General features: G+C 41.9%; 20 protein-coding genes. 10 read left to right on the top strand and 10 right to left on the bottom strand.

Features of this window, described 5'->3' with window-relative positions; all coding sequences use genetic code 11:
- The first annotated feature begins 272 nt into the window (after nucleotides 1-272).
- Entirely contained in the window at nucleotides 273-899 is a 627-nt protein-coding gene (locus H8B17_RS02890) for a response regulator (RefSeq protein WP_190307653.1), read from the top strand.
- Here H8B17_RS02890 and H8B17_RS02895 read toward each other — a convergent pair.
- The 5 genes from H8B17_RS02895 to mutL form a co-directional block, all read right to left on the bottom strand.
- Nucleotides 896-2920 (bottom strand): tetratricopeptide repeat-containing sensor histidine kinase, encoded by a 2025-nt coding sequence (locus tag H8B17_RS02895; protein WP_223816320.1) that lies wholly within the window; start codon nucleotides 2918-2920, stop codon nucleotides 896-898. The genes H8B17_RS02890 and H8B17_RS02895 overlap by 4 nt on opposite strands.
- 224 nt (nucleotides 2921-3144) lie before the next feature.
- On the bottom strand, nucleotides 3145-4254 hold the full coding sequence (locus H8B17_RS02900) for an endonuclease/exonuclease/phosphatase family protein (RefSeq protein ID WP_190307655.1): 1110 nt from the start codon (nucleotides 4252-4254) through the stop codon (nucleotides 3145-3147).
- Between the two features lie 2 nt (nucleotides 4255-4256).
- Complete coding sequence (locus tag H8B17_RS02905; RefSeq protein WP_190307656.1) at nucleotides 4257-5141, bottom strand: rhomboid family intramembrane serine protease; 885 nt, start codon at nucleotides 5139-5141, stop codon at nucleotides 4257-4259.
- Between the two features lie 15 nt (nucleotides 5142-5156).
- Nucleotides 5157-5873 carry a rhomboid family intramembrane serine protease gene (locus H8B17_RS02910; RefSeq protein WP_190307657.1) on the bottom strand — a complete coding sequence of 239 codons (717 nt, stop codon included), beginning with the start codon at nucleotides 5871-5873 and terminating at the stop codon, nucleotides 5157-5159.
- Between the two features lie 25 nt (nucleotides 5874-5898).
- Nucleotides 5899-7788, bottom strand: a complete 1890-nt coding sequence (gene mutL / locus H8B17_RS02915; RefSeq protein WP_190307658.1) for a DNA mismatch repair endonuclease MutL — start codon at nucleotides 7786-7788, stop codon at nucleotides 5899-5901.
- 113 nt (nucleotides 7789-7901) lie between these two features.
- Between mutL and H8B17_RS02920 the strand changes: the two genes are divergently transcribed.
- Genes H8B17_RS02920 through H8B17_RS02930 form a run of 3 tightly spaced genes read left to right on the top strand, consistent with a single transcriptional unit; the run spans nucleotide 7902 to nucleotide 9943 of the window.
- Nucleotides 7902-8042, top strand: coding sequence for a hypothetical protein (locus H8B17_RS02920; protein ID WP_190307659.1), 141 nt, complete (start codon nucleotides 7902-7904; stop codon nucleotides 8040-8042).
- Between the two features lie 20 nt (nucleotides 8043-8062).
- Nucleotides 8063-8320 (top strand): DUF5053 domain-containing protein, encoded by a 258-nt coding sequence (locus H8B17_RS02925; RefSeq protein WP_223816321.1) that lies wholly within the window; start codon nucleotides 8063-8065, stop codon nucleotides 8318-8320.
- 57 nt (nucleotides 8321-8377) lie between these two features.
- The gene (locus tag H8B17_RS02930; protein WP_190307660.1) at nucleotides 8378-9943 is read left to right on the top strand and encodes a TPM domain-containing protein; all 1566 of its coding nucleotides are present in this window, start codon (nucleotides 8378-8380) and stop codon (nucleotides 9941-9943) included.
- A 117-nt stretch (nucleotides 9944-10060) separates the two neighbouring features.
- On the opposite strand, the gene uvrA is transcribed toward H8B17_RS02930, so the two are convergent.
- Entirely contained in the window at nucleotides 10061-12910 is a 2850-nt protein-coding gene (gene uvrA, locus H8B17_RS02935; protein WP_190307661.1) for an excinuclease ABC subunit UvrA, read from the bottom strand.
- A gap of 570 nt (nucleotides 12911-13480) precedes the next feature.
- On the opposite strand from uvrA, the gene H8B17_RS02940 reads away from it, so the two are divergent.
- Genes H8B17_RS02940 through H8B17_RS02950 form a run of 3 tightly spaced genes read left to right on the top strand, consistent with a single transcriptional unit; the run spans nucleotide 13481 to nucleotide 15759 of the window.
- Entirely contained in the window at nucleotides 13481-14521 is a 1041-nt protein-coding gene (locus tag H8B17_RS02940) for a DUF2157 domain-containing protein (protein WP_190307662.1), read from the top strand.
- 32 nt (nucleotides 14522-14553) lie between these two features.
- On the top strand, nucleotides 14554-14823 hold the full coding sequence (locus tag H8B17_RS02945; RefSeq protein WP_190307663.1) for a PqqD family protein: 270 nt from the start codon (nucleotides 14554-14556) through the stop codon (nucleotides 14821-14823).
- A 15-nt stretch (nucleotides 14824-14838) separates the two neighbouring features.
- Complete coding sequence (locus tag H8B17_RS02950) at nucleotides 14839-15759, top strand: hypothetical protein (RefSeq protein ID WP_190307664.1); 921 nt, start codon at nucleotides 14839-14841, stop codon at nucleotides 15757-15759.
- A gap of 42 nt (nucleotides 15760-15801) precedes the next feature.
- On the opposite strand, the gene H8B17_RS02955 is transcribed toward H8B17_RS02950, so the two are convergent.
- The 3 genes from H8B17_RS02955 to H8B17_RS02965 form a co-directional block, all read right to left on the bottom strand.
- A complete protein-coding gene (locus tag H8B17_RS02955) occupies nucleotides 15802-16218 on the bottom strand; it encodes an OsmC family protein (protein WP_190307665.1) in 417 nt (138 codons plus the stop codon).
- An 89-nt stretch (nucleotides 16219-16307) separates the two neighbouring features.
- The gene (locus H8B17_RS02960; protein ID WP_190307666.1) at nucleotides 16308-17609 is read right to left on the bottom strand and encodes an SGNH/GDSL hydrolase family protein; all 1302 of its coding nucleotides are present in this window, start codon (nucleotides 17607-17609) and stop codon (nucleotides 16308-16310) included.
- A 5-nt stretch (nucleotides 17610-17614) separates the two neighbouring features.
- On the bottom strand, nucleotides 17615-18841 hold the full coding sequence (locus H8B17_RS02965; protein ID WP_223816322.1) for an OmpP1/FadL family transporter: 1227 nt from the start codon (nucleotides 18839-18841) through the stop codon (nucleotides 17615-17617).
- A gap of 125 nt (nucleotides 18842-18966) precedes the next feature.
- Here H8B17_RS02965 and H8B17_RS02970 point away from each other — a divergent pair, with 125 nt between their 5' ends.
- The gene (locus tag H8B17_RS02970) at nucleotides 18967-20142 is read left to right on the top strand and encodes a trans-sulfuration enzyme family protein (RefSeq protein ID WP_190307667.1); all 1176 of its coding nucleotides are present in this window, start codon (nucleotides 18967-18969) and stop codon (nucleotides 20140-20142) included.
- Nucleotides 20143-20209: 67 nt separating this feature from the next.
- Here H8B17_RS02970 and tpx read toward each other — a convergent pair whose 3' ends face one another.
- On the bottom strand, nucleotides 20210-20707 hold the full coding sequence (gene tpx, locus H8B17_RS02975) for a thiol peroxidase (RefSeq protein WP_190307668.1): 498 nt from the start codon (nucleotides 20705-20707) through the stop codon (nucleotides 20210-20212).
- Between the two features lie 355 nt (nucleotides 20708-21062).
- Between tpx and H8B17_RS02980 the strand changes: the two genes are divergently transcribed.
- Both H8B17_RS02980 and H8B17_RS02985 read left to right on the top strand, forming a co-directional pair.
- Complete coding sequence (locus H8B17_RS02980; RefSeq protein WP_190307669.1) at nucleotides 21063-22958, top strand: alpha-L-fucosidase; 1896 nt, start codon at nucleotides 21063-21065, stop codon at nucleotides 22956-22958.
- A 108-nt stretch (nucleotides 22959-23066) separates the two neighbouring features.
- Nucleotides 23067-24542: a hypothetical protein gene (locus H8B17_RS02985; protein ID WP_190307670.1), complete on the top strand. Its 1476-nt coding sequence runs from the start codon at nucleotides 23067-23069 to the stop codon at nucleotides 24540-24542.
- Nucleotides 24543-24596 lie beyond the last annotated feature (54 nt).

Here is a 24596-nt window from a genome sequence, read left to right on the forward strand (position 1 = left end):
TATTTTATTCCTTGTATCGAAGGCCATACTACATAAACGCTGACCCTGATGAATCTCATTAATTATTGATTTGGGTGCAAAGGAACAGGTTTTGTTATTGTTTTTTGGGGAAAGGATCCCCCTTGTAACATGCTTTTGCGATGCTTTTTGCGATATATAGCAAAAACATGCTATGCCTTTCTAGTTAACTGTAGTTGAAAGTTTACATTTAGAACACTGACGGTATTTAGCAAATAAAATAGTTGATTTTTTATGGGATATTTGTTGCACTTATGAGCAATTTAACACATGCTGTAGTATTAGATGATCACCAATTATTTGCGGATTCTTTTGCGCTGCTGCTACAAAGACATGGTGCTTTCGATGCGGTCTCATCCTTTAGTAAAGTGGATGAATTCTTCGGTTTTCTAGAAACTTTTGGGGATCAGACGCTCTTTGTTTTTTTGGATTATTATCTTCCGGACACAAATGGCCTCGCACTCTTAACCGATATTAGAAGACTGAATAGGCATGCCAAGATTATTTTTATAACCGGTACCATTTCACCCGCAGTTGTAAGGAATATCGTTAAATACAAACCGAATGGACTACTGAGTAAATCTGCAGATATCCACGATTTTATCCGATGTATTAAGGACATTGAACGTGGACGGCAATATATTGATACACAATTTGAACCGTATTTGACGCAACGCGACGAGATTGCTGTGAACTTCACACCTAGAGAAATTGAATTGTTAAAATACTTCTCACAGGGAAATACAATAGCAGAAACAGCTGTTAAGACCTTTTTAAGCCCGCATACAGTCGTTGCACACCGCCGGAACATGATGGCGAAAGCTAATGCGCAGACGATTGCCCAGATGCTTACCTATGCACGGGATAACGAGTTGATCTAGTTTTCCGTTGTTTCTTCTGCAGTGTCAATTTCAAACCAGAATGTTGTCCCTTTTCCGAACGTGCTTTCGACAAATAATTCACTGTTATTTAGCTGAAGGTAGTGTCTACATATCTGTATGCCCAGGCCAGAGCCTTCCTCGTTTTGTGTGCCATACTGTCGGGCGTAGGTAGATACAGTAAAGAGGTTTTTGATCGTTTTTTCAGACATGCCGATGCCGGTGTCAATGATTTGTATTTTTATACGACGATTATTTGCTGCTGATGTGGTACGGATATGGACAACAGCTCCGGGATGAGAAAACTTGATGCTGTTATCGATTAAGTTACGGATCACCGTAGCGATAGCTTCTTCGTCAGCATATACTTTGGTACCTAAATCGTACGTGGCCACCAATTGAATGTTTTTGTCCCGCGCTTTTTTTTGATACAGCTCACATATAGGTTGTAGCACATCCTCGATAAGGAATACTGTTTTTTGCAATTTTGTGTAACGCAGTTGGAGCCTCACCCACAACAGCAAATCGTCGAGAAGGTGGATTAAATTATTTACATCTTGATGTGAATAGGACATTAGCTGTTGGATTTCTTCGGGCGACAAATGCTTGTTTTCAAAAAGGGATAGTACTTTTTGCAAACTTGTTATCGGATGGCGCACATCATGTGCTACCAATGATATCAGTTGTTCTTTAAAATGATTGGATGATTCCAACTGAACATGTTGTTCTTCCAGCAAATTGTTTGTTTCCTTCAGGATGCGATTTGTTTTGTGTTTTTGTTTAATATTGCTATACAATAAAAAGGCCGTGACCATCAATACAAAAACCAGCGCGACAGCACCATATAAGAATTGTCGCTGTTTTTTCAATTGCATATGATAGATCAGTTTTGCCTGTTCCTGATCTTTTTGGTACTTGTATTTTTCTTCCATGCGTACCAACTCTTCTTTATTCCTCTGACTGTATAGACTATCTGCAGCCGTTATCGCTTGCTTATAATAATCTAATGCTTGTTTATGATGTCCTTTTTTCTCGTAAAGCTTGGCCAATTGATTTGCTGCGGTTTGTATGTAATAGAGTTGCTGTTGTTTCTTGGCCAAGTCTAAGCTTTTGGTAGCAAATCGATTTGCAAGGATATCATTGCCGAGTTTTGCATAGCAAGTGGCAAGATTGTCCAGTAAGCGTAGATATTCTGTCTGTTCACCCGTAGAGGTTAATACTTCTTTTGCTTGGAAGAAATAAGCTAATGCTTTCTGGTAGTTTCCTTTCTCCATAAAGAAGGCACCCAAAGACTGCAAAGCGTTTCCGATCGCTTTTTTATTTTGTTGTTTTTCTGCCAGCGTTAGAGATTTAAAATAGAGCGCTTCTGCTTTCTTGAAATTTTTCTTTTTCAAAAATAAATGTGCCATATTCCCTAAAATGAAAGTAGAATGTGTAGTGTCGCCGTTTGATTCGTATAACTGTAAGCTTTTGTCGTAAAACTGGATGGCTTGATCATTTTTGAATTGATAATGATATACCATGCCGATGTTATGATGTACATGTGCTAAGGTACTTATGAGTTTCTCTTTCTCGGCAATTGCTAAGGCTTCATTTAGATTGACCAGTGCCTCGTCGTGTGCACCTAAAGCCAGATAGGCCATAGCGATATTGCTATGTAGCCGAGCTTGGAAGGAGGTCTCCTCCATTTCTTGCGAAAGTGCTATGGCTCGTTTATAAGATTGCACTGCTTCGCCATAATTTCCCTTTTCGTAATGGCCGAGACCTAAATTCCTATAGGCCAACATCTGTCCCTTGGTATAGGCAAGTGTGCTGCTTATAGAAAGCGCCTGTTCAGCTAAAATAATGGTGGAATCAGGCTTTGAGGACCAAAATGTCGGAGCTTCTTGGTTTAATTGGTTAACAAGATTGGTATCTGGTGTCAACAAGAGTTTCTTTTGTTGAGCAGTTGCAATATGACAAATTAATAATTGGGATAGAAGTAAGATTAAAAACTTCCTGTCTTTTAAAAAGCACAAACTCATCTCGCTCAATTGATTAAGAATAAGTGAACAATATAGTGTTTTTGCATCTAAGAGTCTGTTTAAAATTCACCTAATTGTTTTTTTATGCCTCTTTCTGGCTGCAACTTCGTTAAATTTTATCGAGATAGCTTCCGGCTATTCCAAGAAAATTTGCCTTGTTTCGCTTAAAAATAACCTGTAAAATTCTTAATAATACAACTTTAAATAGGCGCTAAAATGATTGCTTACAATCTAATATCTGCAAAAAGAGGGTAATGGTCAGAAAGTTCTTGCTTGATTATTTGGTAATTTTCGACTTGAAACCCGGGACTACAGAAGATGTAATCAATCTGAAAGAGCGGGAGCATTTCATAATGTGTAACGCCCCATCCCCGACCCTTTTCTCGGAAAGTGTTTTTCAATCCTTTTCGGATAAGATTGACACTATACGACATGGGTGTATCATTAAAGTCGCCCATAACGATAATAGGGTAATGCGTTGCATCCATGTGGTCTCGTAATGCTCTCGCCTGTTGACTACGTTGTTCGAAAGCATATTTCAGCTTCCTGCCCACGCGCGTAGTGGCGTGTTCCTCGTTCGAGGTATTAGACGGGTTTTGAATAAATTCCTTGTCTTCCGTCTGCAGCCCAAAAGAGCGTAAATGTACGTTATATACACGGATCGTGTCTTGACCTTTTCGTATATCTGAAAAGGTGATGCGGTTGATACCATACTCATTTTTGGTAATAGTACCGGAGTGTATAATCGGATATTTAGAAAAAATAATTTGCCCGTACCCCTCATGCTCGCTTTTAGTTGCTGGTTCGAAAAAATAATCTTCCAGTCCGCTCTCGGCCACAATGCGATCACTCATCTGTTTGGTGCCTTTGATCTTGGTAAAGAATTCTTGGATACAGAGGATGTCTGGATCCGTGTTTGTTATAAGCGATACCACTTCATCCCGAATAGTTGTTGAGGCTACGCCATTTACTTCGTTGAAGAGATGCGCGTTGAAACTCATTACGCGTATAGCTTTTTCATTTCTATCTGCGTTTGTATGTTGCGAACGAAAGCCGATATGCTGCGTGAGCAAATTCCATCCGAGAAGAATCGGAATTAAGGTGTAGAGGGAATAAAAAGGACGACGTAATAGCCAATACAGGACAAAGCCAATGTTGACTATTAAGATGGGAAGATAGCCTAGACCAAAGAAAGGTAAAACCCAGAGTGTTTTAGGGTTGATAAAGGATGCTGCATAACTCAAAAGTAAGAAGAGTACAGCAACCATATTACATAAAAATATCGCTTTACTGAAATAACCTAGATTCTTTTTGAAGAGACTCTTCCTTGCCATGACTATTTATCATCCTTACTTGCTTTGAATAGCACTTCTTTCTCCCGTGAAGTTAAGCTTTCATAGCCGCCTACAGAAATTTTATCCAAAATTTCGTCAATTTCTTCTTGATTCGGAAGATCGGATACATGCTTGTAACTGCTGTAAGTGGTTGAAGTGGTTTTGTTTTGGTGCACGACTTTCATCTTCGACTTTTTTATGCGTTTTCTTAATTTTAATAAACTAAAATCTTTTCCTTTATTCAAGGATTGGATAAAGAGAATACCCCAGCCCGCTGCTGCCAGAAAGCTGATGCCGCCAGCCTTATTCATCAGACCTGTAAAAACCAGCTCTACACAAATATAAATAAGGGCAATGGTTTTTAAGGAAATCGATCCCAATAGGAGTAGGCGTACTTCGTATCGGGGCGCTAAGGTGGCTACGGAAGCTACTAAGGCGCCCAGAGCAAATGTAGAGGTGTGAAAGGATAATTGTACACTATTTTGTAATATCGGTACAAATCCAAGACCGAGATAGAGGCATGCTCCTAAAAGAGCGGTGCTGAAATAAAGAAATAAGAATTGCCGCCTGTTCAGAAAATTTAAAAAAATATTGCCCATCCAGTATAACCACAGACAATCAAACAACAACTGAAACAATCCTGTATATAAAAAAGGATAGGTGATGATGGACCAGGGTTGTGTCACAAACTGACTCAAAGATAGCGGCAAGCTCAGATAATCGATGGCATAGGCGTAGAGCGATACCTGAAGAAGGTTGACTTCTTTTAGTAGATCCAACAGATGGATGAGTACGAAGATGATAACTTGTACGGATATGATAAAAGGGATGGGAGACTTACTCTGGTAAGTATCACGCCAAAAAGTTTTTAACACGCTCTCTTTCATCAGTTACACTAATCTTTAGTACATGCTGCCCCTTTTAATACGCCATATTTTGAGTAAGATATAGGCGAACAAAGCTCCTCCCACGTGGGCTAGGTGGGCAATAGATCCTCCAGAATTTGAAAAGCCTAAATATATCTCAATTAAAATTAAAATCGGAATAAAAAATTTCGCTTTTATGGGAATCGGGATAAACATGAGGTAAAGCGACATATTGGGAAACAGAAACCCAAAAGCTAACAACAGCCCATATATGGCGCCAGAGGCACCGACAAGCGGTGTGCCGTATATAGAGGCTAGCGTGTTAAATTGATCCTGTGTGACGTCCAGATTGGAGCTCACCCGATTGCTTAACATATCGAAATTTAAAAATTCAGATGCCCGAACCGTTCCGGCGATGTTATAGACCTCTGCCGCTTGTACACCGTATTGCAATACAAGTGCCCCGAGCCCGCAAATCAAATAAAAATTTATAAAACGCTTAGATCCTAAAACTTGTTCGATAATCGGTCCAAACATGACGAGTGCGAACATATTAAAGAAAATATGCCCGAACCCCCCATGCATAAACATATAGGTAATCAATTGCCAGATATGAAAGAAAGGTGAATCTGGATAGAATACCCCAAAAAAACGAGGGGCTTGCGTGAAAATGGCAGAGCCAATAAAACACACCACGTTAATGATGAGTAGATTTTTGACGACGGGCGTTAAATTCGAGAGGATGTTGTTCATATACTATACCGTAGGTTGTAAATGTTTAGTTTCTATTAAATCGTTCCATGAGTTCTTGCAAGGTAATCGTCACTACAATCGGCTTGCCGTGTATCGATATACTCGGCGATTGGGTAGCAAAGAGTTTGTCTATCAATTCAGCCATCTCTTGGTTGTCTAACGCTGTACCCGGTTTGATTGCCGCGTTTTTTGCGAGACTACGTGCTAAGTTTTCTCTTTTATTAAGTTGTAATTCGTCTTTATTGTTTTTGAAATCTTCCAAAAGCTGTTCTAAAATTTTTGTTTCGTGGATACCTTGCCCTAAATCTGCCGGAATACCATCAACAATAAAAGTGGTTTTCCCGAAAGGCCGAACTTGGAAGCCTAAGGTTTGGATTTCGGGTAGAATGTCTTCCATCAATACACAGTCTGCGGGACTTAGCTCGACAGTTTGGGGAAACAAACTTTGTTGGCTACTTCCTTGGTTATGTTCCAGCTGCTCCATATAGTGTTCATATAAAATACGTTCATGAGCCGCTTGCTGGTCTATCAGCATGAACCCCGAATGAATCTGTGACACGATAAAGCGATTATGCAACTGAAAAAACTGTTTAACAGGATCTTGAGAAATGGTAGAAGAGGACGTGTGTTCTCTTGCCGAGACGCTCGAAAATGCTTTTTCTTCCTCGTGTAAAGATAATTGTTCAGGGGTGCCCTCTTGTGTAATTTGGTATAAGGAATCCCAATTTTGCGGAATTCCGGTTTTCTTTTCCAACCCCGCTGCATAACTGGAGGCACGAGAACTAGCCGAAGAAGATTTCGCGTCTTCAAAAGGATTGAAATTCGGGTTAAAGGAAATAGTGGGTGCCTGAATCTCTTCCAGTGGTTTATTGGTAATGAAATTCGTGAAACTTGTTTCTTGATTGAAGTCTAATGTCGGCGTAATATTATACCGGCCCAACGAGCGTTTAACGGTCGATCTTAAAATCGCATACATTGCTTTGTCGTCCTCATACTTAATTTCTGTTTTTGTAGGGTGGACGTTGATGTCAATTTTGGAGGGGTCTATCTCGATAAACAAAACGTATAACGGATAGGTGTCTGTCGGCAGAATATCCTCGTAAGCATTCATGACAGCGTGATGGAGATAAGGATCCTTCACAAAACGTTTATTGACGAAAAAAAACTGTTCACCACGGGTTTTCTTTGCAAATTCTGGTTTGCCGATAAATCCGCTGACGGTAATAATAGTCGTGTCTTCCTCTACGGGCACAAGACGTTGATTATAGTTGTTTCCAAAAAGGTGTACTATCCGTTGCTTCAAGGTTTCGGAAGGTAAATGAAAGAGTTCATTACCCTCACTATGTAAACTGAAGAATATTCTTGGATGCGCCAAGGCTACACGTTGAAATTCGTCAATGATGTGACGCATTTCAACGGAATTGCTTTTCAAGAAATTACGGCGGGCAGGAATATTGTAAAAAAGGTTTTTTACGCAGATACTCGTGCCGGCGGGCAACGCTTCGGGTTGCTGACTGACGACCTTCGAACCCTCAATTTGTATAATCGTTCCCAGTTCGTCTTCCACACGTCTGCTTTTCAGCTCTACCTGCGCAATGGCGGCAATCGACGCGAGAGCCTCTCCACGGAAACCCATTGTCCGGATAGCAAATAAATCTTCTGCCTGGCGTATTTTGGACGTAGCATGTCTTTCAAAACAAAGGCGAGCATCGGTGATGCTCATACCACAGCCATTATCAATGACTTGTATGAGGGATTTTCCAGCGTCTTTAACGATAAGTTTAATTTTATCCGCTCCCGCATCGATTGCATTTTCAATAAGTTCTTTTACCGCAGAAGCTGGGCGTTGTACCACTTCTCCTGCAGCAATCTGATTGGCAACTGAATCCGGCAGTAACTGTATAATATCTGACATACAAGAGCAAAGTTACTAATTTTTCGTGATTCATAACTTGTACTCCTAACGCGCGATTTGGTTATTATACAAATGTTTAATATCTTTATTGTAGAAACCAAATATAACGAAGTATGAGAAAGGAATTAACAGAACGGGAATGGGAGTTGATTGAAACTATCCGTAATTATAAAAAAACGTATCCTCCATCTGTTGAACTTGAGTGGTATATCATGATGCTCGTGGATATATTGTTGGACAAAGAACAAAATTAATAACAGCTCTTGAAAAGGGCATGAAAACAAAAGATATGGAAGTGCAAGTAAAAAAAGAAAGTATGAAATCTCAACTATGGGATATCATTGTAGATGTGTCTTGGGCACAGATATCACAAAAATATTTTGGTAAATCCCGGTCTTGGTTAAGTCAGAAGATGAATGGGCTTGATGGGAATGGTACCGCGACAGAGTTTACAGAGGAAGAAAAAGAAAAACTAAAACACGCGCTTAATGATTTGGCTGAGCGTATACGGATTTGTTCAGATAAGCTTTAGTTCTTGTTGTTTTCCGACTTAAGCCCTGTGCGCGCTTCGCAGGTTTTTTTAAAGCCTATGAAATATACATCATTACGTTGGTGGATACACCTTCCCATCTTATTTTCAGCTCTACTTTTTGTTTCGAGTGGTTTGTCTCCGCATTTGTACACCGTCGAAACGTTACCCAGTCCGAAAGAAGCAGGGCAAGATTTTTACGTCAGTAATCCGGATGCTGTATTGTCTTCTGCAATCGTAGACCAACTAAATATGCTTTCTGTCGGAGTAGATAAAGTCTCGGGAGTGGAGTATGCTGTAGCCGTGGTCAATGATTTTGAGGGATATGATATATTCGAATTTGCAATGGAATTGTTCAATACATGGGGGATAGGCAAGCAAGGACAAAATAACGGGCTGCTATTATTTATTGCCAAAGACCGGAGGGAATACCGCTTTATATCTGGATATGGCATGGAAGCGATTTTTCCAGATGTTTATTTGCATCGTATTGGTGAGAAATATCTTGTTCCTCATTTTAAGGAAGGGGATTATGACCAAGGTGTGTTGGAGGCATCCACCGTTATCCAGCACGCATTGATGTCGTCGGATGTGCAAGCAGAGCTACACCGTATGATGCCAGAAGCAACACCTTTCTTTAGTCAGCGTAACGTCCACCTAAAAAATACACTTATTGTTGTCGTGCTGTATATGGGGATGTATTACTGGGTAGATCGATCGGGGAAAAAATGGAAAAAAGGGGGACAAGTTTATGCAAGAAGTAACCGTAGCACAAAAGTTCGCACAAAAAAAAGAAAACAAGGTTGTAGCGGTTGGTTTGCTTATACGATCATGGGTGGTTTGGCAACGGTATTCACGATGTTGTTTATCATGCTGATTTTTGCTTTTTTAATAAGAGATATGAATCGCATGTTCCAACTTACTGTACTCCCCTATGTTTTTGCCATTTGGGGCAGTTACACGATGGCTTTCAAAATAGCTGAAGAACTGGATATTGTTAAAAAGAGTTATCGAGATGAAGAGAATAAGTTAAAAGCACTCCGTGGTTTTCAACGAAGCGTATTTATTTCTTATCTGTTCAGCCCGTTTATGCTGTTTGGCTTTTTTAACCTTAACCGAAAATGGAAAAATAGTCGACTACGGTTTATTCCGCCAGATGATTCTGGGGATTGGGAACGTGTTAACCGCGACACTGTGAAAGCGAGGGTAATACGTGATTATCTAAGCAAGGGACGGTTGAAAGAAGAAAGCCTGAATTCCCGATTTTATGAGATTTGGCTCCATAAAAAGACAGGAGAGAAGAAGATATTAGGTTGGAAAGGAAAAGACGAACTTGACGTATGTCCGTCTTGCGGATACCGAACTTATGAAAAGGGGATAAGAGGAAAGGTATTGAAGCGCGCGACATACACCAGCGCCGGATTACAAAAAATCTATGACGAATGTAGGCATTGCAAGCATAGAGAGGACAAGGGAACGCGGACGATTCCAAAGAAAGTACGCAGCTCCGGCAGTGGTGGCTCCAGTTCTGGGAGCGGCGGTTTTAGTGGTGGCTCCTCTAGTAGTGGGGGTGGTAGCTTTGGCGGCGGCTCATCGGGAGGCGGTGGTGCGGGAGGTAGGTGGTGATGTTTTACACCTGGGGATAGTACTAAGGGGGAGTTTGTGCAGTCGTAAAACATCCGAATGCAGTATCTAATTGTTGATAGAGGAAGCACAACTTTTTGTCTTGAAAAAAAAGAAAAATTATGTCATTTCGGCTTTTAAAAACCTAGCTGTTTCATTGCCTTTCTGCTTGACGAGGTCTTCCGGTAATCCAGCGAACATCAATTGCCCGCCACCTTTTCCGCCCTCAGGCCCCATGTCAATAACCCAGTCAGCAGTTTTTACGACATCCAGATTATGCTCAATGATTAATACGGTGTTTCCGCGATCTACTAGACGGTTGATAACACCCAATAAGACATTTACATCTTCAAAATGAAGACCGGTCGTCGGTTCGTCCAAAATATAGAACGTATTACCTGTATCCTTTTTAGACAGTTCGGTAGCCAGCTTGACCCGTTGTGCTTCCCCCCCGGAAAGCGTCGTAGACGATTGTCCTAATGTGATATAACCTAAGCCTACATCGTGTAATGTTTTGATCTTTCTATAAATGGAAGGAATGTTTTCAAAGAAATCTACCGCTTCATCGATACTCATATCTAAAACATCAGAGATTGATTTTCCACGGTAGCGGACCTCCAGCGTCTCACGGTTATAACGCTTCCCATGACAAGTCTCACAAGGGACCTGTACATCCGGTAAGAAATTCATTTCGATGATCTTCAAACCCGCTCCTTGGCAGGTTTCACAACGTCCTCCTTTGACATTAAAAGAAAAACGACCGGGCTTATAGCCTCGTATTTTTGCTTCCGGCAGTTGCACAAATAAAGTTCGGATATCTGAAAATACACCGGTATAAGTCGACGGGTTAGAGCGTGGTGTGCGACCTATCGGGCTTTGGTTGATTTCGATAACCTTGTCTATATGTTCGAGTCCTTCGATTTTTTTATAAGGTAGCGGTGTGCTTTTAGCGCGGAAAAAGTGTTTGTTTAATATCGGGTAGAGTGTCCCCGTGATTAGACTGGATTTTCCCGAACCGGACACGCCCGTCACCAAAATTAATTTTCCCAAAGGAAAATCTACTTGGACATTTTTTAAATTATGGCCAGATGCACCTTTTAGCGATAATATTTTGCCGTTACCTTTACGTCGTTTAGTAGGAATAGCAACTTCTTTCTGCCCATTGAGGTAGCTAGCGGTCAATGTGTTCGCTTTCAAAATTTCTGTCGGTGTTCCCTGAGCTACCACGCTTCCACCATGTATGCCGGCTTGTGGGCCCATGTCGATCACGTAATCAGCTTGTAGAATCATATCCTTGTCATGCTCGACTACCAATACGGAGTTACCGATATCACGTAGGTTTTTCAGTGAATGAATTAGCCGTTCGTTATCCCGTTGATGTAATCCGATGCTTGGTTCGTCCAGAATATAGAGGACGTTCACGAGTTGTGAACCTATTTGCGTTGCTAGTCGTATACGTTGGGCTTCGCCCCCCGAAAGTGTTTTGGAAGAACGGTCTAAAGTAAGATAACTTAATCCTACATCCAAGAGAAAACCTATTCGGGCTCGAATTTCCTTAAGTATTTCGGCAGCAATGGTGTTTTGGCGCTCGTTGAGACGCCCCTCTATACCTTCAAACCAATCGTGCAACGCATTAATATCCATTGTCGCCAGCTCATGAATATTCTTTTGGTCTATTCTGAAATGTAGAGATTCTTTTTTCAATCGAGCGCCCTCGCATGAGGGGCATACAATTTTTGTTCGGAAATCTTCTAGAATAGGCGCATCGTCTGAGCCTCTACCATTGATTTCTTCCAACATGTTGAAGATACCCGTAAACTGTATTTTGTATTCGCGCGCTCCATAACTCCCGTACGAAACGGTAAGACTTAAAGGCTCTTCACCTCCAAAAAGCAGTGTGTCCAGTTGCTCGTTGTTCAGTTTTTCGATCGGACTGGTCAACGAAAAATCCAGTTTTTTAGCCACCGCTTTTACAACTTGGAATGTCCAAGAGTCACGCGATGGGCCTAAAGGCAGAATAGCGCCCTTTTGTATGCTCGCTTTTTTATCGGGGATAACGATATCTTTGTCTATTTCGAATATATAGCCAAGCCCATCACATTTTGGACATGCGCCATACGGAGAGTTGAAGGAAAAAGTATTGGGTTGTGGTTCATCGTAGGAGATACCGGACGCTGCATCCATAAGATAGCGGCTGAAAAAATGTTCTCGTCCGTCCTTGTTCGCAATTTTGATAATACCTTTTGCTACTTTCATAGCCTGCATAACGGACGTATATAGTCGTTTTTTATCACCTTCACTTGCGTATAGCCGGTCTACAACCGTTTCAATATCGTGGATCTTATAGCGATCGACCTGCATTTTAGGTGCGAGATCCAGAATTTCCCCGTCTACGCGTACTTTGGTATAGCCTTGTTTTCGAATCTGTTCAAAAAGCTCGCGATAATGGCCTTTACGACCTTTGACGACAGGGGCTAAAATATATATCGGTTCATCATTGAATTCTACCAATACCCTATCAACAATTTGCTCTTCCGACATCCGCTGCATGCGTTTACCCGTCACGTAAGAATACGCTTCGCTCGCCCTTGCGTACAGCAATCGTAAGAAATCATATATCTCGGTGATCGTTCCCACGGTCGAGCGTGGATTCTTATTTGTAGTTTTCTGTTCGATGGATATCACGGGACTTAGTCCCGATATTTTATCAACATCAGGGCGTTCCATTCCTCCTAAGAACTGTCGGCTGTAGGCAGAGAAAGTCTCCATATAACGACGCTGTCCCTCCGCGTAAATCGTATCGAATGCCAGGGAAGATTTACCACTACCACTAAGTCCTGTAATCACGACTAATTCATTGCGTGGAAAACTGACGTCGATATTTCTGAGGTTATGTACACGTGCGCCAAACACCTCAATTTCACGTTGTTCGCCTAAATCTATAGGATTGTGCTGCTGGATAGAGCTCATGTTGTGTTGTTCTGAAATTTGCAAGTTACAAAGGTACGGTTTATTTCTTTTCTTTTTTCTTAACAAAAAAGAACCAAAAAGTCAAGACTGGCAAGGTTCCGCTACCTTTACTTGCCTCTTCCTAAACAGAAAGGAACTCACCGCGTAGGGGCGGTTCAAACAGCTTTCTGTTTTTAACGGAACACACTGCGTAAAGCTGCCCGCGGAACAATGCTAGGTCGTTTTAACCCGCATAATCACAATGCGATAATAATTGCTTTCAACTACGCTATTCCCCTCCATTGGAGGGGTGCTCGTTAGGACGGGGTGGTAAATTGCACCATCCCCTCCTTAACATTCAAGGTCGCATCAAAACCGAGCCCTTGGCGAGCTCAACGAAGTTAAACTTTGGCAAATGTAGGACTCTATTCTTAGTACTATCCCTAATGCCAAAGATTTTAAGCGACGAGTTTATGAACTCTTGTTTATTTTGGTATTCATGAGCTCACTTTGTTTGGTTTGCTTCACTTTTGCGGTCAAAAGTGGTATTGAAAAAAATTTGTACTTTGGTTGTATAAAAACAAACAACGCGTGAAAAAATTGGATTTGACAAAGCAGGAACGAGAAGTCGTTGAAAATGCACTGGACCACTGGCAAGCGTCCAATTTATTGGAAGCGGGCAAAGTCGAAGAGTTGAAGCAAACCATTGACGAAAGAGGGTTCGAATGGAAACATTTGGCTCGATATGCATTTTGGATAGCATTGGTTTCCCTCATTTTTGCAGTATTTTCGCTTTTTGCAGACGATGCATTGATTCGTTTTGTAGAACGCTTTTACGAAACTCCAAATATTGTTTTCTGCCTGTTTTTTGGGGGAATCGCGGTTCTTTTTTATTTTTTGGGCTTCCGGAACAAAAAGCGATACCCGGAGAAGACGTTTTCCAATGAAACCCTGATGCTGGCCGGTTCTTTTGCAACAGCCGCATGTATAGGTTTTTTGGGGCAAGTGCTGGATCGGACGACGAGTCATTACACACTCCTTTTTCTATTGTCGATTATCATATATGGGACCTTATCCGTTAAACTTAATTCGAAACTGATATGGGTGTTTACCTTGGTAGCACTCGGTATCTGGTTTGCGACCGAAACAGCATACCACAGCAATTGGGGATTTAAGTTTTGGGGGATGAATTATCCGTTACGCTTTACGTTGTTTGGATTGCTTTTGACCACTTTTGCACTATGGGGACAAGAAAAAATCAGACCGTTGAAACCTTTCCAATCCACAAGCTATATCGTTGGATTATTATATACCATGATTGCGCTATGGTGTCTTTCTATTTTTGGAAATTATAGCGATTTAGACGCTTGGACACAGGTTCGCCAATATCATATTCTTTACTGGGGAATTTTAGCTATTGTGCTTTCATTGGGCTTGGCATTGTATGGGATGAAAATAAAAGACCACGCCACGCGCGATATAGGTTTCGTGTTCTTCATCCTTAATCTTTACACCCGCTTTGTAGAATACCTATGGGATAATATCAATCGCACGATATTTTTTCTCCTGCTAGCTGGATCGTTTTGGTTTGTTGGTAGGTGGGCAGAACGGATATGGCGTAAAGGGAAGTAATTTATAATAAATAATGTTATTTTTGTTTCATTATGAAGTTAAGACAAGATTTAGTCCTTCGGAAAGTAGGGGACGACTATATTATGGTAGATCCAAGTCAGGGCATGGTAGACCTTTCCAAAGTTCATACGCTTAATGAAACAGCGGCGTGGCTTTGGGAGCAATCGATAGGTAAAGAAATCAGCGTTGGAGGTATATCCGAGCTTCTATGTGAACGATACGACGTTTCGCAAGAAAAGGCCGTACAGGATGCGGAAGCGTTGATTCAAGAATTTGAGAAAGCCGGTCTTTTGGAAGCATAGCGTAAGTAAAAAAATATGGGAGCCAACACCGTACCGAAATTGACAAATCATTATTATGAAATCGCAGGCTTACAATTAGAATTACGCTTTTGCTCAACGTTAAGCTTGAATAATATTTTACCTTCTTTTGTCGGTTTTCGTGTGGAAAAGCGGAATGAAACATCTGCCGCAGTCGTCACCTTTCAGGAAGAAGAAGTGCCTTCGGAAGAAGAATGGGGTATGCTTCGAAGCGATATTTCTTTAGTTTGGGGCGACAACTTTCGTTTCTATGAACAGGAAGACGCATTCGTTACACTGATAAAACATACCGTAAAGGACAAGCAGTGGATGATGAAGAGTTCGAAAGATTTTAGAGAATCCCGCATATATGGAAAAGCGGACGATCCGAGAATGGGGGAATTTGTCAGTTGGCTATTGATGGTGGTTTTTGGACAAGTAGGACTGCAACACCGACTGATCTTGATTCATGCGTCTGTGATTGCTTACCGGCAAAAGTACGGTGTCGCTTTTTTGGGAAAGAGTGGTACGGGCAAGAGTACGCATAGTAGACTTTGGCTGCAACATATTCCAGATACCGAGTTGTTAAACGACGATAACCCCGTAGTACGCTTTGAAGAGGATGGAAAGATCATGATATATGGTACGCCGTGGAGTGGGAAAACCCCTTGTTACAAAAATAAACGTGTAGAACTTAAAGGTTTTGTACGGCTAGAACAGGCCCCCCTAAACAGATTTACATGGAAAAAAGGTGTAGAAAGCTTGGTCACCGTTCTTCCGAGCTGTACCGCTCTCCGTTGGAATAAAGATCTATTCAACGCCATGACAGATACACTCTCGCAATTAATGGCGCAAGTAGAAGTAGGTTATTTGGAGTGCTTACCCGATGCCGACGCTGCAAAAACATCGCATAACGCACTTTTCGAAGAATGGAGATAAAGCAGCATCACCAGTAGAAATCAGATTGCGGCCTTCAGCCATTTAAACAAATTTCAAACTATACGTAATCTCTACACCGCCTGCTGCTAACATATCATGAACGGAACAATATTTCTTTACGGCCAGTTCTGCCGCTTTATGTACTTTTGCTTCGTCGAGTTGCCCTTTTAGCGTAAAAGTAAGGTGTATGTGGGTGAAAATATTAGGAATTTCTTCCCGACGTTTCCCCTCTACCTCAACCTGTATGTCTTCTATGATCTGACGCTGTTTTTTCAGGATACTGGAAAGATCAAATACGCTACAAGAACCTAACGCCATGAGTACCAGTTCCATCGGGCGTACGCCTTTCCCTTCTCCACCGATACTCTCCGAACCGTCAATATTTACTGTTACGTTGCCGAGTTCGCTCGAACCCTCAAAATGAACGGCGTCGTTTTTACGTTGCAAATGGATTTTCATTTTGAATATGATTATTTATTCATTTGTAGCTGTTTTCCCCAAGGAATTCATTGCTGCCAAGTTACGCAAACTTATTGAAAATATACGCACTAAGGAAACTTCACCCCTCTATATTTTGAAGCATCTACTTTTGGAATTCTACTACTGTATTGTTTATTTATGGCTTCAATAAAAAGATTGGCGATGAGCGCATTTCCCATCGGCGTGAGATGCACGCCATCCAATGAAAACGCGTTCCCTGTAATAAACGATGCATTGACAGCTACACCATTGTAAACAATGCCCGGATTTTGAATACGGTTGAGATAAGCATGCGCATCTGCCAAGGCTAAATCCTCTTCTTCTGCAATGTCTTCAATAATATTATTGAAAGCCTTTATGCGTGCTTGAATAGTTGTCACCTCCCCGTCGTCGAGTACATATTTGCTTTCGACCGGATGGTCTGGATGCAAGCCGTAGGGAAGTGGGTTCTCCGTTGAGGTGCTGCCCAGCAAACCCGCCGATGCAAAGGGTAGTACAAATAAGTCTTCATCTGTAGCTGCTCTCCGCGTATCCGAACCCGTTTCAATGTAGATGTCTTGAACATCTTGACCGCTGGCAGCTTTCACCGCTGCAATCAATGCTTCCCGTGTTACGGTGGTGAAAAAAGGGATGGCTGTCACATCCGGAATAGTGGCCACAACACCTTTTCGTTCGTTGGCAGTCAATGCTAGGATAAACCCCCTGTATACCTGTTCAAACGTTGCCGTTTCTGTCAGTACCGTGGTGGGATCTCCTTCGTTGGTGACCGCGCCGTTCATGGCATAACCCAACACATCGTTGTTCCCCAGCCAAAAACTAAAAAATGTATGGTTTTTTTCCGTGGCAAATTGCATGTAAGTCTTTGTTCCAACATCGGTGTCGGGTAATAAGCGCTCAAAATACATGTTCAAGGCACCAAACCAATCTTGGGTAGAAAGATCTAACCGCATGCCCGGAACACCCAGGTTCTCTATATCTCCCATGTGTTTGCTCAGCTTCCCCGGTTCACGATAAGCCAGGTTATCGGTAACGTCCTCCATGACTGGCTGTCCATTGACGAGTTCTTTAAGTTGTAGATACCCAGAACCGTTACGTTCATTCTCCGCGAAAAAGGGGCTTCTAAAATCTCGCCCACCGACTTCTCGCAACTGTTCGGCAATAAGATTAGGAAATGCCATTTGCTGCCCCTCCAGATATAATCCCCCATCGGCAAAGCCCGCAGTTAAAGAATTTCCAACGGCAATGTATTTCGAGAAATCCGCCTCGCCAGAGGTGGGTTGAAAGCCTTCTATTTCAGGCTTACAAGAGGATGCTACAAGGGTGGATAAAATACCAATATATAGCGCAATATTTTTGAATATTCTTTTCATCGTCATCACCATTTATAAGTTAAGGATAGGCCAGGAGCATGAATATTTGTTTTGTATGCACCGGAGAGCCCTGTGTTCACACTGGTTACTGTACGCTCTAGAATGCGTTGAAATACATAAGCGCCGGTAAGATCCCATCGATCATTAATATCGTACGTAAAACCTATGGATCCCATAATACGGTTATTGTCCGGGGTTTCGGGTGATACATAAGGCCCCCGCACAGGGCTATAGACGTATCCGCCTCCAATTCGAAGATCGAGACGATCAGATGTTTCATAATTGATACCCACCTTAGCGGAAAATGCATTTTCGTATTTTTTCTCCTGTTTTGTGTCTTCTAATACAGGCGTGTTGTCTTTGTAATCGAAAACGAGCTCTTTATATATGCTGTAACCAATGAAAGTGGCATCAGCAGCGATGTCCATGCGTTCACCGGCAGGGAATGTAAGCCCTATATTAAACGAACTTGGTAATGGAAGCTCTGCATCAAATGTTGTGTTTGGAAAGGATGTCGCTAACGCTGGCGGTACCGTAAATTTAGCATCTCCGTCTTTAAGTTTAGTGGTTACTTGGGAACGATAACTTAGGGAGATTGCAAAATCGTCTTCTAAATTATAATGCACGCCCACATTAAAACCCATACCTGTACCTACCCCCGACAGTTCCGCTCTTCCGGGGGTTCCATCAGCCGAAGCGGTAGGAATCGAACGAGAAAGATCGACCAAACCGACGTTGTACACGAAGCCCCCACCGATACCGAAATTTTCGGTTAGTTTAAAGCTTAATGTCGGTTGGATATAGATGGCACGCATTTGCAGATGATTCAACTCATATCGGCCGGGCCACCGATCACCCCAATCGACAGAACCGCCAAACGGGGTATATACGCCCAGACCTGCTTTCCACCATGCATTTTTAGGGCCAAATGTCGCAAAGACGGAGAACGGGGGCGAAATCTTAAACTTGGTGTGATGCACATCGGTACTATTAAGTTCTCGAAAGGCTGAACGATACATAACGGCGCTTGCGCCTACCGATAAAGCATTGTGATCCATTTTAACAAGTGCACCGGGACTATAGAAGATGGAAGTCTCATCTACAAAAAGCGCTGACCCAGCACCAGCCATACCAACGGCTTTTTGACCTTGCGTGTTTACCTGCGACCCCTGTGCCCATAATACGGTAGGACTGGCAAGTAATAATCCTAGTAGTAGTTCTTTTATTCGCATAAGTTGTCCTTTTAGCTAAACGTATTAATAGGTTTATAAACTCTTAGACAAAAGAGAGCAAACTATATGCCAGCATAGTATTTTATGCCTGTGAAATATAGAAAAAATTTTAACTTTGCTTCGTTATGGACAAAGATCAATCTAAAATCATCCGCGAACAAGCTCCTCGATCCGCGACCCGTGAGCATTCTGTTCCTTTATACTTAACATCCAGTTTCATTTTTGATAGCGCTGAACAAGGTCGTGCTGTTTTTGCGGGCGAAGAAGAAGGTACTATATATTCACGTTACTCCAATCCGAATACCACAGAATTTATAAATAAAGTATGTATCATGGAGGGAGCAGAAGATGGTTTAGCTTTTTCATCAGGAATGGCCGCTGTTTTTGCTTCTTTTGCAGGTTTTGTACGAAGTGGCGACCATATTGTTTCTGCTGGTGCTATCTTTGGTTCTACCCACCAACTATTTACAGAACTGTTTCCTCGCTGGGGAATCACGACCAGCTATGTAAATGCGGTAAACAATGAAGCTTGGGAGAAAGCTATACAACCCAACACGAAGATTGTTTTCTTAGAATCGCCTTCTAACCCCGGATTAGAACTTGCGGATTTGGAGTTTTTGGGTGGCTTAAAGAAGAGATATCCCCAGATCATCTTTATTATTGACAATTGCTTTGCGACACCTTATCTGCAGAAGCCATTAGCATATGGTTTTGATCTCTCGTTGCATTCGGCGACCAAATATATGGATGGCCAGGGCAGAGTGTTGGGTGGTGTTATTGTCGGAAAACAAGATTTAATTGATGAATTGATGTTTTTTATTCGTCATACTGGACCTGCTATGTCTGCATTTAATGCCTGGACACTATCAAAAAGTTTGGATACGCTTGCCCTTCGTATGGATAGACATTGCAGCAACGCTTTGGCTTTGGCTGAAACACTGGAAAAGCATCCGGAAATTGTACAGGTAAAATATCCATTTCTACGTTCTCATCCACAGCATGACCTGGCTAAGAAACAAATGAAAGCCGGTGGTGGTATCGTCACCTTTGAGGTCAAAGGGGAGAGGGAAAGGGCTTTTCGTTTTTTAGACAAGCTAGAAATGATTCTTTACACGTCAAACTTGGGTGATGTGCGCTCCATTGCCACGCATCCGGCTTCTACGACACACGCTAAACTTAAAGAAGAGGAAAGATTAAGCATAGGCATTATGCCTGGTACTGTACGTATATCTGTAGGTTTGGAAGACAAAGAAGACATCATTGGAGATATTTTGCAAGCATTGGAAGCTTCTAAAGGATAAAAAGAGCAAAGATGTGGTGGTATACACATCGTCTTTGCTCTTTTTTCATTTCTCTTTTTTCAAAATATTACAATGCTGCCAAAGCCTTATCGTAATCTGGTTCTTCCGTTGTTTCGGCAACCTGTTCGATATAAGAGACCTTACCTTCTTCATCGATTACCACAACCGAACGGCTCAATAAACCGGTCAATGGACCATCTACAAACTTTACATGATAAGCATCTGAAAAGTTACTGTCTTTATACTCGGAAAGCGTGATGACGTTCTCTAAGTTCTCTGCAGCGCAGAAGCGCCCCTGCGCAAAAGGAAGATCGCGCGAGATGCACAGTACAACGGTATTTTCCAATTTAGAAGCTTTTTCGTTAAATGTACGTACAGACATGGCACATGTGCCCGTATCTATGCTTGGAAAAATATTCAAAACAACTTTCTTTCCTTTAAAATTGCCTAAACCTTTCTCTGATAAATCGCTTGCGGTCAATTTGAAGTCTGGGGCAGAAGATCCAACTGCTGGTAACTCACCTTGTGTATGTACTGCTGTTCCTTTAAATGTAATTTTAGCCATTATTTTTTAATTTTAAATGCGTCTATTAAGATACGAAATTTTAAATAACAATCGGCGTTAAATTCAATTTAGCACTGGATATGAATCAAAACAATAAATTATTTTTTCGTGAAAACATCCTGAATTTCGATATATGGGGTAAAATCGTTTACACGATAGGTAATTTTATTAAATAGGAATTGACTAGCGGTATATATGTTTGTAGTGTTATACGAGGTTTAAACCTTGCCACTATGCAGAAAATGCTACTCAATCAGATTAATTTTGCCGAATATGCGCAGAATAAAAGCTGGTAGCGCCGCCTATTGTATGTATGTTTAAAAAACTATTTTCGATTATGATGTCTTATATTTCAATGAAAAAATCAAAGTTCTTTTTTTTATCTTTTCTTCTACCGGTAGTAGCATGTATGCCAGAGGTCGCCGAACCAGATCCTTACGGGGCCTTGCCTACAGAACGCCAACTGCGATGGCATGAAATGGAGATGTATTCTTTAATTCACTATACGCCAACAACTTTTCAGAATAAAGAATGGGGATTTGGCGATGCTGATCCGCAGATCTTCAACCCGCAGCATTTTGATGCGCAGCAGATTGCCGCCGCCGCCGCCTCGGCTGGTTTCAAAGGATTGATTTCTGTAGCGAAGCATCATGATGGTTTTTGTTTGTGGCCTACCACAACGACAAGTTACAGTATAGCTGCATCGCCTTGGAAAGAGGGGAAAGGAGACATGGTAAAGGAATTTATGCAGGCGACCCACGACCACGGAATGCAATTTGGTGTATACCTGTCTGCTTGGGACAGAAATGATATACGTTATGGCACAACTGCTTATGCGGACGCTTATCGGGAGCAATTGCGCGAGTTGATGACGCAATATGGGGAATTATTTACGTCATGGCACGACGGAGCAAACGGCGGAGACGGCTATTATGGTGGTAAAAAAGAAAAGCGTATCATCGATCGTACGAGGTATTACGAATGGCATGAGAAAACCTGGCCTATCGTACGCGAAAAGCAACCGATGGCGATGATTTTTTCCGATGTAGGGCCAGACATGCGTTGGGTTGGCAATGAGCGAGGTTTTGCCGCTGAAACAAGCTGGGCTACTTATACACCCAGAGGAATCGATGGAGGACCTCCTTTGCCGGGAGCATCGGACTACAGTGAATCCGAGACAGGCACCCGCCATGGCGAACACTGGATTCCAGCAGAATGTGATGTGCCTCATCGACCAGGTTGGTTCTACCATCCTGATCAAGACAATCGGGTGAAAACGCCGGATGAGTTGTTTGAGATCTATCTCAAATCGGTAGGACGTGGAGCGAATATGAACTTGGGTCTAGCACCCATGCCGGACGGCTACCTACATGCTAATGACGTGAAATCTTTAGCCGCTTTCGGTCGGAAAGTGGAAAAGACCTTCGAAACCAATCTTGCAAAAGGAGCACAGATTAACGCTTCAAACGTAAGAGGGAATTCCACTAAGTTTGGAACGAAATGGCTGCTGGACGACGACCGCTATACGTATTACGCTTCAGACGACGATGTATTGGAACCGGAGCTGGAGATTACATTAACCTCGGAACAAGAGTTTGATATCATCCGTTTACGGGAAAATATCAAATTGGGGCAACGATTGGACAGCGTGTTAATATCCATCTCCGAAGGTAATGAATGGGTACCACTGGCATCCGCAACGAGCATTGGAGCTAATCGACTTATCTATTTGGATAAACCGGTTAAAGCTACGAAGCTGAAGATGAAGTTGTATGCACCGGTGGCACCGACGTTAAGTGATTTCGGCGTGTTCAAAGCCTTTACAGAGCCTTTCACTTTTGATACAAATACCAACGACCGAGAGACGAAGTTTACTTTGAATGATTTCTCTATACAAACAGGCGATGGTTTGCCGAAAAGTTTGGATAACGACCCGGCAACTTTCGAAACACTTTCGGAAATTGGAAGTGGTGTTGTTTTTGAATTGAAAAAGCCAATTTCTGCAATAGGTTATTTGCCACGTCAAGACGGACAAAAGGAAGGCATCGTGTTGAAGTACGAGATTGCAACAAGCGCCGATGGCAAAGAATGGAAAACGATTAAGAGGGGAGAATTTTCGAATATTCAGGCAAACCCCATGGAGCAGATTATCACATTAGATGGCCCGGTTCGGGAGAAATATATACGCTTTTTCCCAACAGAAACAGTAAATAAGACATTTTCTGTCGCTTCATTTACACTGTTTAATTAACGGCAGACGGTCCATGCTGAAAAACCAGAAAGTCAATAAATAGTTGACTTTCTGGTTTTTAGTGCTTATATTTGGTTATCAATTAAATTATAACTTGATAACTGAACTATGATGAGAAGACCAATCCACTCGGGTTGGTATAGCTTTTTTATCTTTTTTATCATGTTTAACGTCTCTTCTTGTAAGAAAAATACAGAAGAACAAAATGATGCTCAAGAAAGCTATACCGTAGGGTTCAAATTCCAGGAATTTGAACAAGATGCCTCCCCTTTGGGAGCAAAAAGGGCAGCAAGTAGCAAACGCTATGCTGTCGTCAACACCACAACAGAAAACATGTATGAAGGCCACATCTATTATTGGTCTTTTAATACAGAAACATTGATGCCGGATATTTATCCAAGTACACACTGGCGTATCACGTATAACGGCGGACAGATTCCGGACGAATATGGAATCGGCTGGGCTTACGAAGATCATACGGCAGGCAGAGCTTTATCTTTAAAAGGTTTGAAGGAGCTAATTTTTAAGATGCCGTTGACAAATGTGTTGGCGCTGCATGAATTAGCTTTTGACGTTAGCTCCTCAGGAACAGGGCCAAAGAGCTTTTCCCTTTCCTTTTCCCAAAATGGAGACGATTATACAGCTCTCCAAGAAAACAACCAGTTTACAAATACGAATACCCCACAGGCAAAAAACACATTCACCTTTGCATTAGCGGAACAATCACTGGATTTTTCGCGCGATTTATATATTAAATTGACGCCGAAAGCGGGCAATAGAGGAAGTGCGGGTGATTATAATGAAGTTACGGGCATTATGCGCGTCGATAACTTCCGTTTATCGGGTATTGCCGAACGCGTAGCGGATGCGAATGTACGTCGTATACACTATCATATTTTCGATGCGATAACGAAAAACGTAATTTTGTCTGGCGCCGATCATTTTCGGGAAGGGGCGCTGTCTGATTTTGCGCTGACGCTTCCAGGGGGAGACTATATCGCTTCTTTCGTGACCAATGTGTCAAATGCGGAACTAGATATCCCCGAGATAGGAGGGGCATCGGACTATTTCGTTGCGAATACCTTTTCTAACAGTAAGGCGGAGATTTTTGGTGTTTTGGATACGTTTACCGTTCAGGGTGATATGCAAAAGGATATAGCATTGAACCGCTATTATAGTGAGATTCGGTTTGCTTTTACAGACCCCGGAGATTTATCGGGTGTGGCAAAGCTGATTGTAAAGCGAACGCATGAAGCGAATTTCTACGCTCCTTTTAATCCCATCATGAATAATCCGATAGAAGATACGTCGGAAATTGTTCTCCTTCCCGAATTTGATGAAACGAACCGGGAAATATATTTTAACCAATTTATCGGACATACATCAATTCCCTTACCACTGGGATACAGGGTAGACGTATATGACGCCTCCGACGAATGGATACGCACATTCCAAGTGGAAAGTGAAATCCGTAACAATATGCAACTGCTATTTCGTGGGAAATTATTAGATGCCCCAAACGGGCAGTTCGTCGTCCGCTTGAATGAAAAATGGGATGGCGAGCAACAAGTCGATTTTAATTAAATAACTGATTTTTTAATTGCAAGTTGTAATTTAATATGATACGAGAGACGCGAT

Origin of the sequence: Sphingobacterium arenae, from assembly GCF_014692505.1 — a bacterium.
In the GTDB taxonomy this organism is placed as follows: Bacteria; Bacteroidota; Bacteroidia; order Sphingobacteriales; family Sphingobacteriaceae; genus Sphingobacterium; species Sphingobacterium arenae.

Excerpts from the sequence above, each read along its gene's own strand:
- H8B17_RS02930 (WP_190307660.1), top strand. The coding sequence starts at position 8,378 with ATGAAATATACATCATTACGTTGGTGGATACACCTTCCCATCTTATTT.
- H8B17_RS02945 (WP_190307663.1), top strand. The coding sequence starts at position 14,554 with ATGAAGTTAAGACAAGATTTAGTCCTTCGGAAAGTAGGGGACGACTAT.
- H8B17_RS02925 (WP_223816321.1), top strand. The coding sequence starts at position 8,063 with ATGAAAACAAAAGATATGGAAGTGCAAGTAAAAAAAGAAAGTATGAAA.
- H8B17_RS02955 (WP_190307665.1), bottom strand. The coding sequence starts at position 16,218 with ATGAAAATCCATTTGCAACGTAAAAACGACGCCGTTCATTTTGAGGGT.
- tpx (WP_190307668.1), bottom strand. The coding sequence starts at position 20,707 with ATGGCTAAAATTACATTTAAAGGAACAGCAGTACATACACAAGGTGAG.
- H8B17_RS02895 (WP_223816320.1), bottom strand. The coding sequence starts at position 2,920 with ATGAGTTTGTGCTTTTTAAAAGACAGGAAGTTTTTAATCTTACTTCTA.
- mutL (WP_190307658.1), bottom strand. The coding sequence starts at position 7,788 with ATGTCAGATATTATACAGTTACTGCCGGATTCAGTTGCCAATCAGATT.
- H8B17_RS02980 (WP_190307669.1), top strand. The coding sequence starts at position 21,063 with ATGAAAAAATCAAAGTTCTTTTTTTTATCTTTTCTTCTACCGGTAGTA.
- H8B17_RS02950 (WP_190307664.1), top strand. The coding sequence starts at position 14,839 with ATGGGAGCCAACACCGTACCGAAATTGACAAATCATTATTATGAAATC.
- H8B17_RS02960 (WP_190307666.1), bottom strand. The coding sequence starts at position 17,609 with ATGAAAAGAATATTCAAAAATATTGCGCTATATATTGGTATTTTATCC.
- H8B17_RS02970 (WP_190307667.1), top strand. The coding sequence starts at position 18,967 with ATGGACAAAGATCAATCTAAAATCATCCGCGAACAAGCTCCTCGATCC.
- H8B17_RS02905 (WP_190307656.1), bottom strand. The coding sequence starts at position 5,141 with ATGAAAGAGAGCGTGTTAAAAACTTTTTGGCGTGATACTTACCAGAGT.
- H8B17_RS02890 (WP_190307653.1), top strand. The coding sequence starts at position 273 with ATGAGCAATTTAACACATGCTGTAGTATTAGATGATCACCAATTATTT.
- H8B17_RS02900 (WP_190307655.1), bottom strand. The coding sequence starts at position 4,254 with ATGGCAAGGAAGAGTCTCTTCAAAAAGAATCTAGGTTATTTCAGTAAA.
- H8B17_RS02965 (WP_223816322.1), bottom strand. The coding sequence starts at position 18,841 with ATGCGAATAAAAGAACTACTACTAGGATTATTACTTGCCAGTCCTACC.
- uvrA (WP_190307661.1), bottom strand. The coding sequence starts at position 12,910 with ATGAGCTCTATCCAGCAGCACAATCCTATAGATTTAGGCGAACAACGT.
- H8B17_RS02985 (WP_190307670.1), top strand. The coding sequence starts at position 23,067 with ATGATGAGAAGACCAATCCACTCGGGTTGGTATAGCTTTTTTATCTTT.
- H8B17_RS02910 (WP_190307657.1), bottom strand. The coding sequence starts at position 5,873 with ATGAACAACATCCTCTCGAATTTAACGCCCGTCGTCAAAAATCTACTC.
- H8B17_RS02920 (WP_190307659.1), top strand. The coding sequence starts at position 7,902 with ATGAGAAAGGAATTAACAGAACGGGAATGGGAGTTGATTGAAACTATC.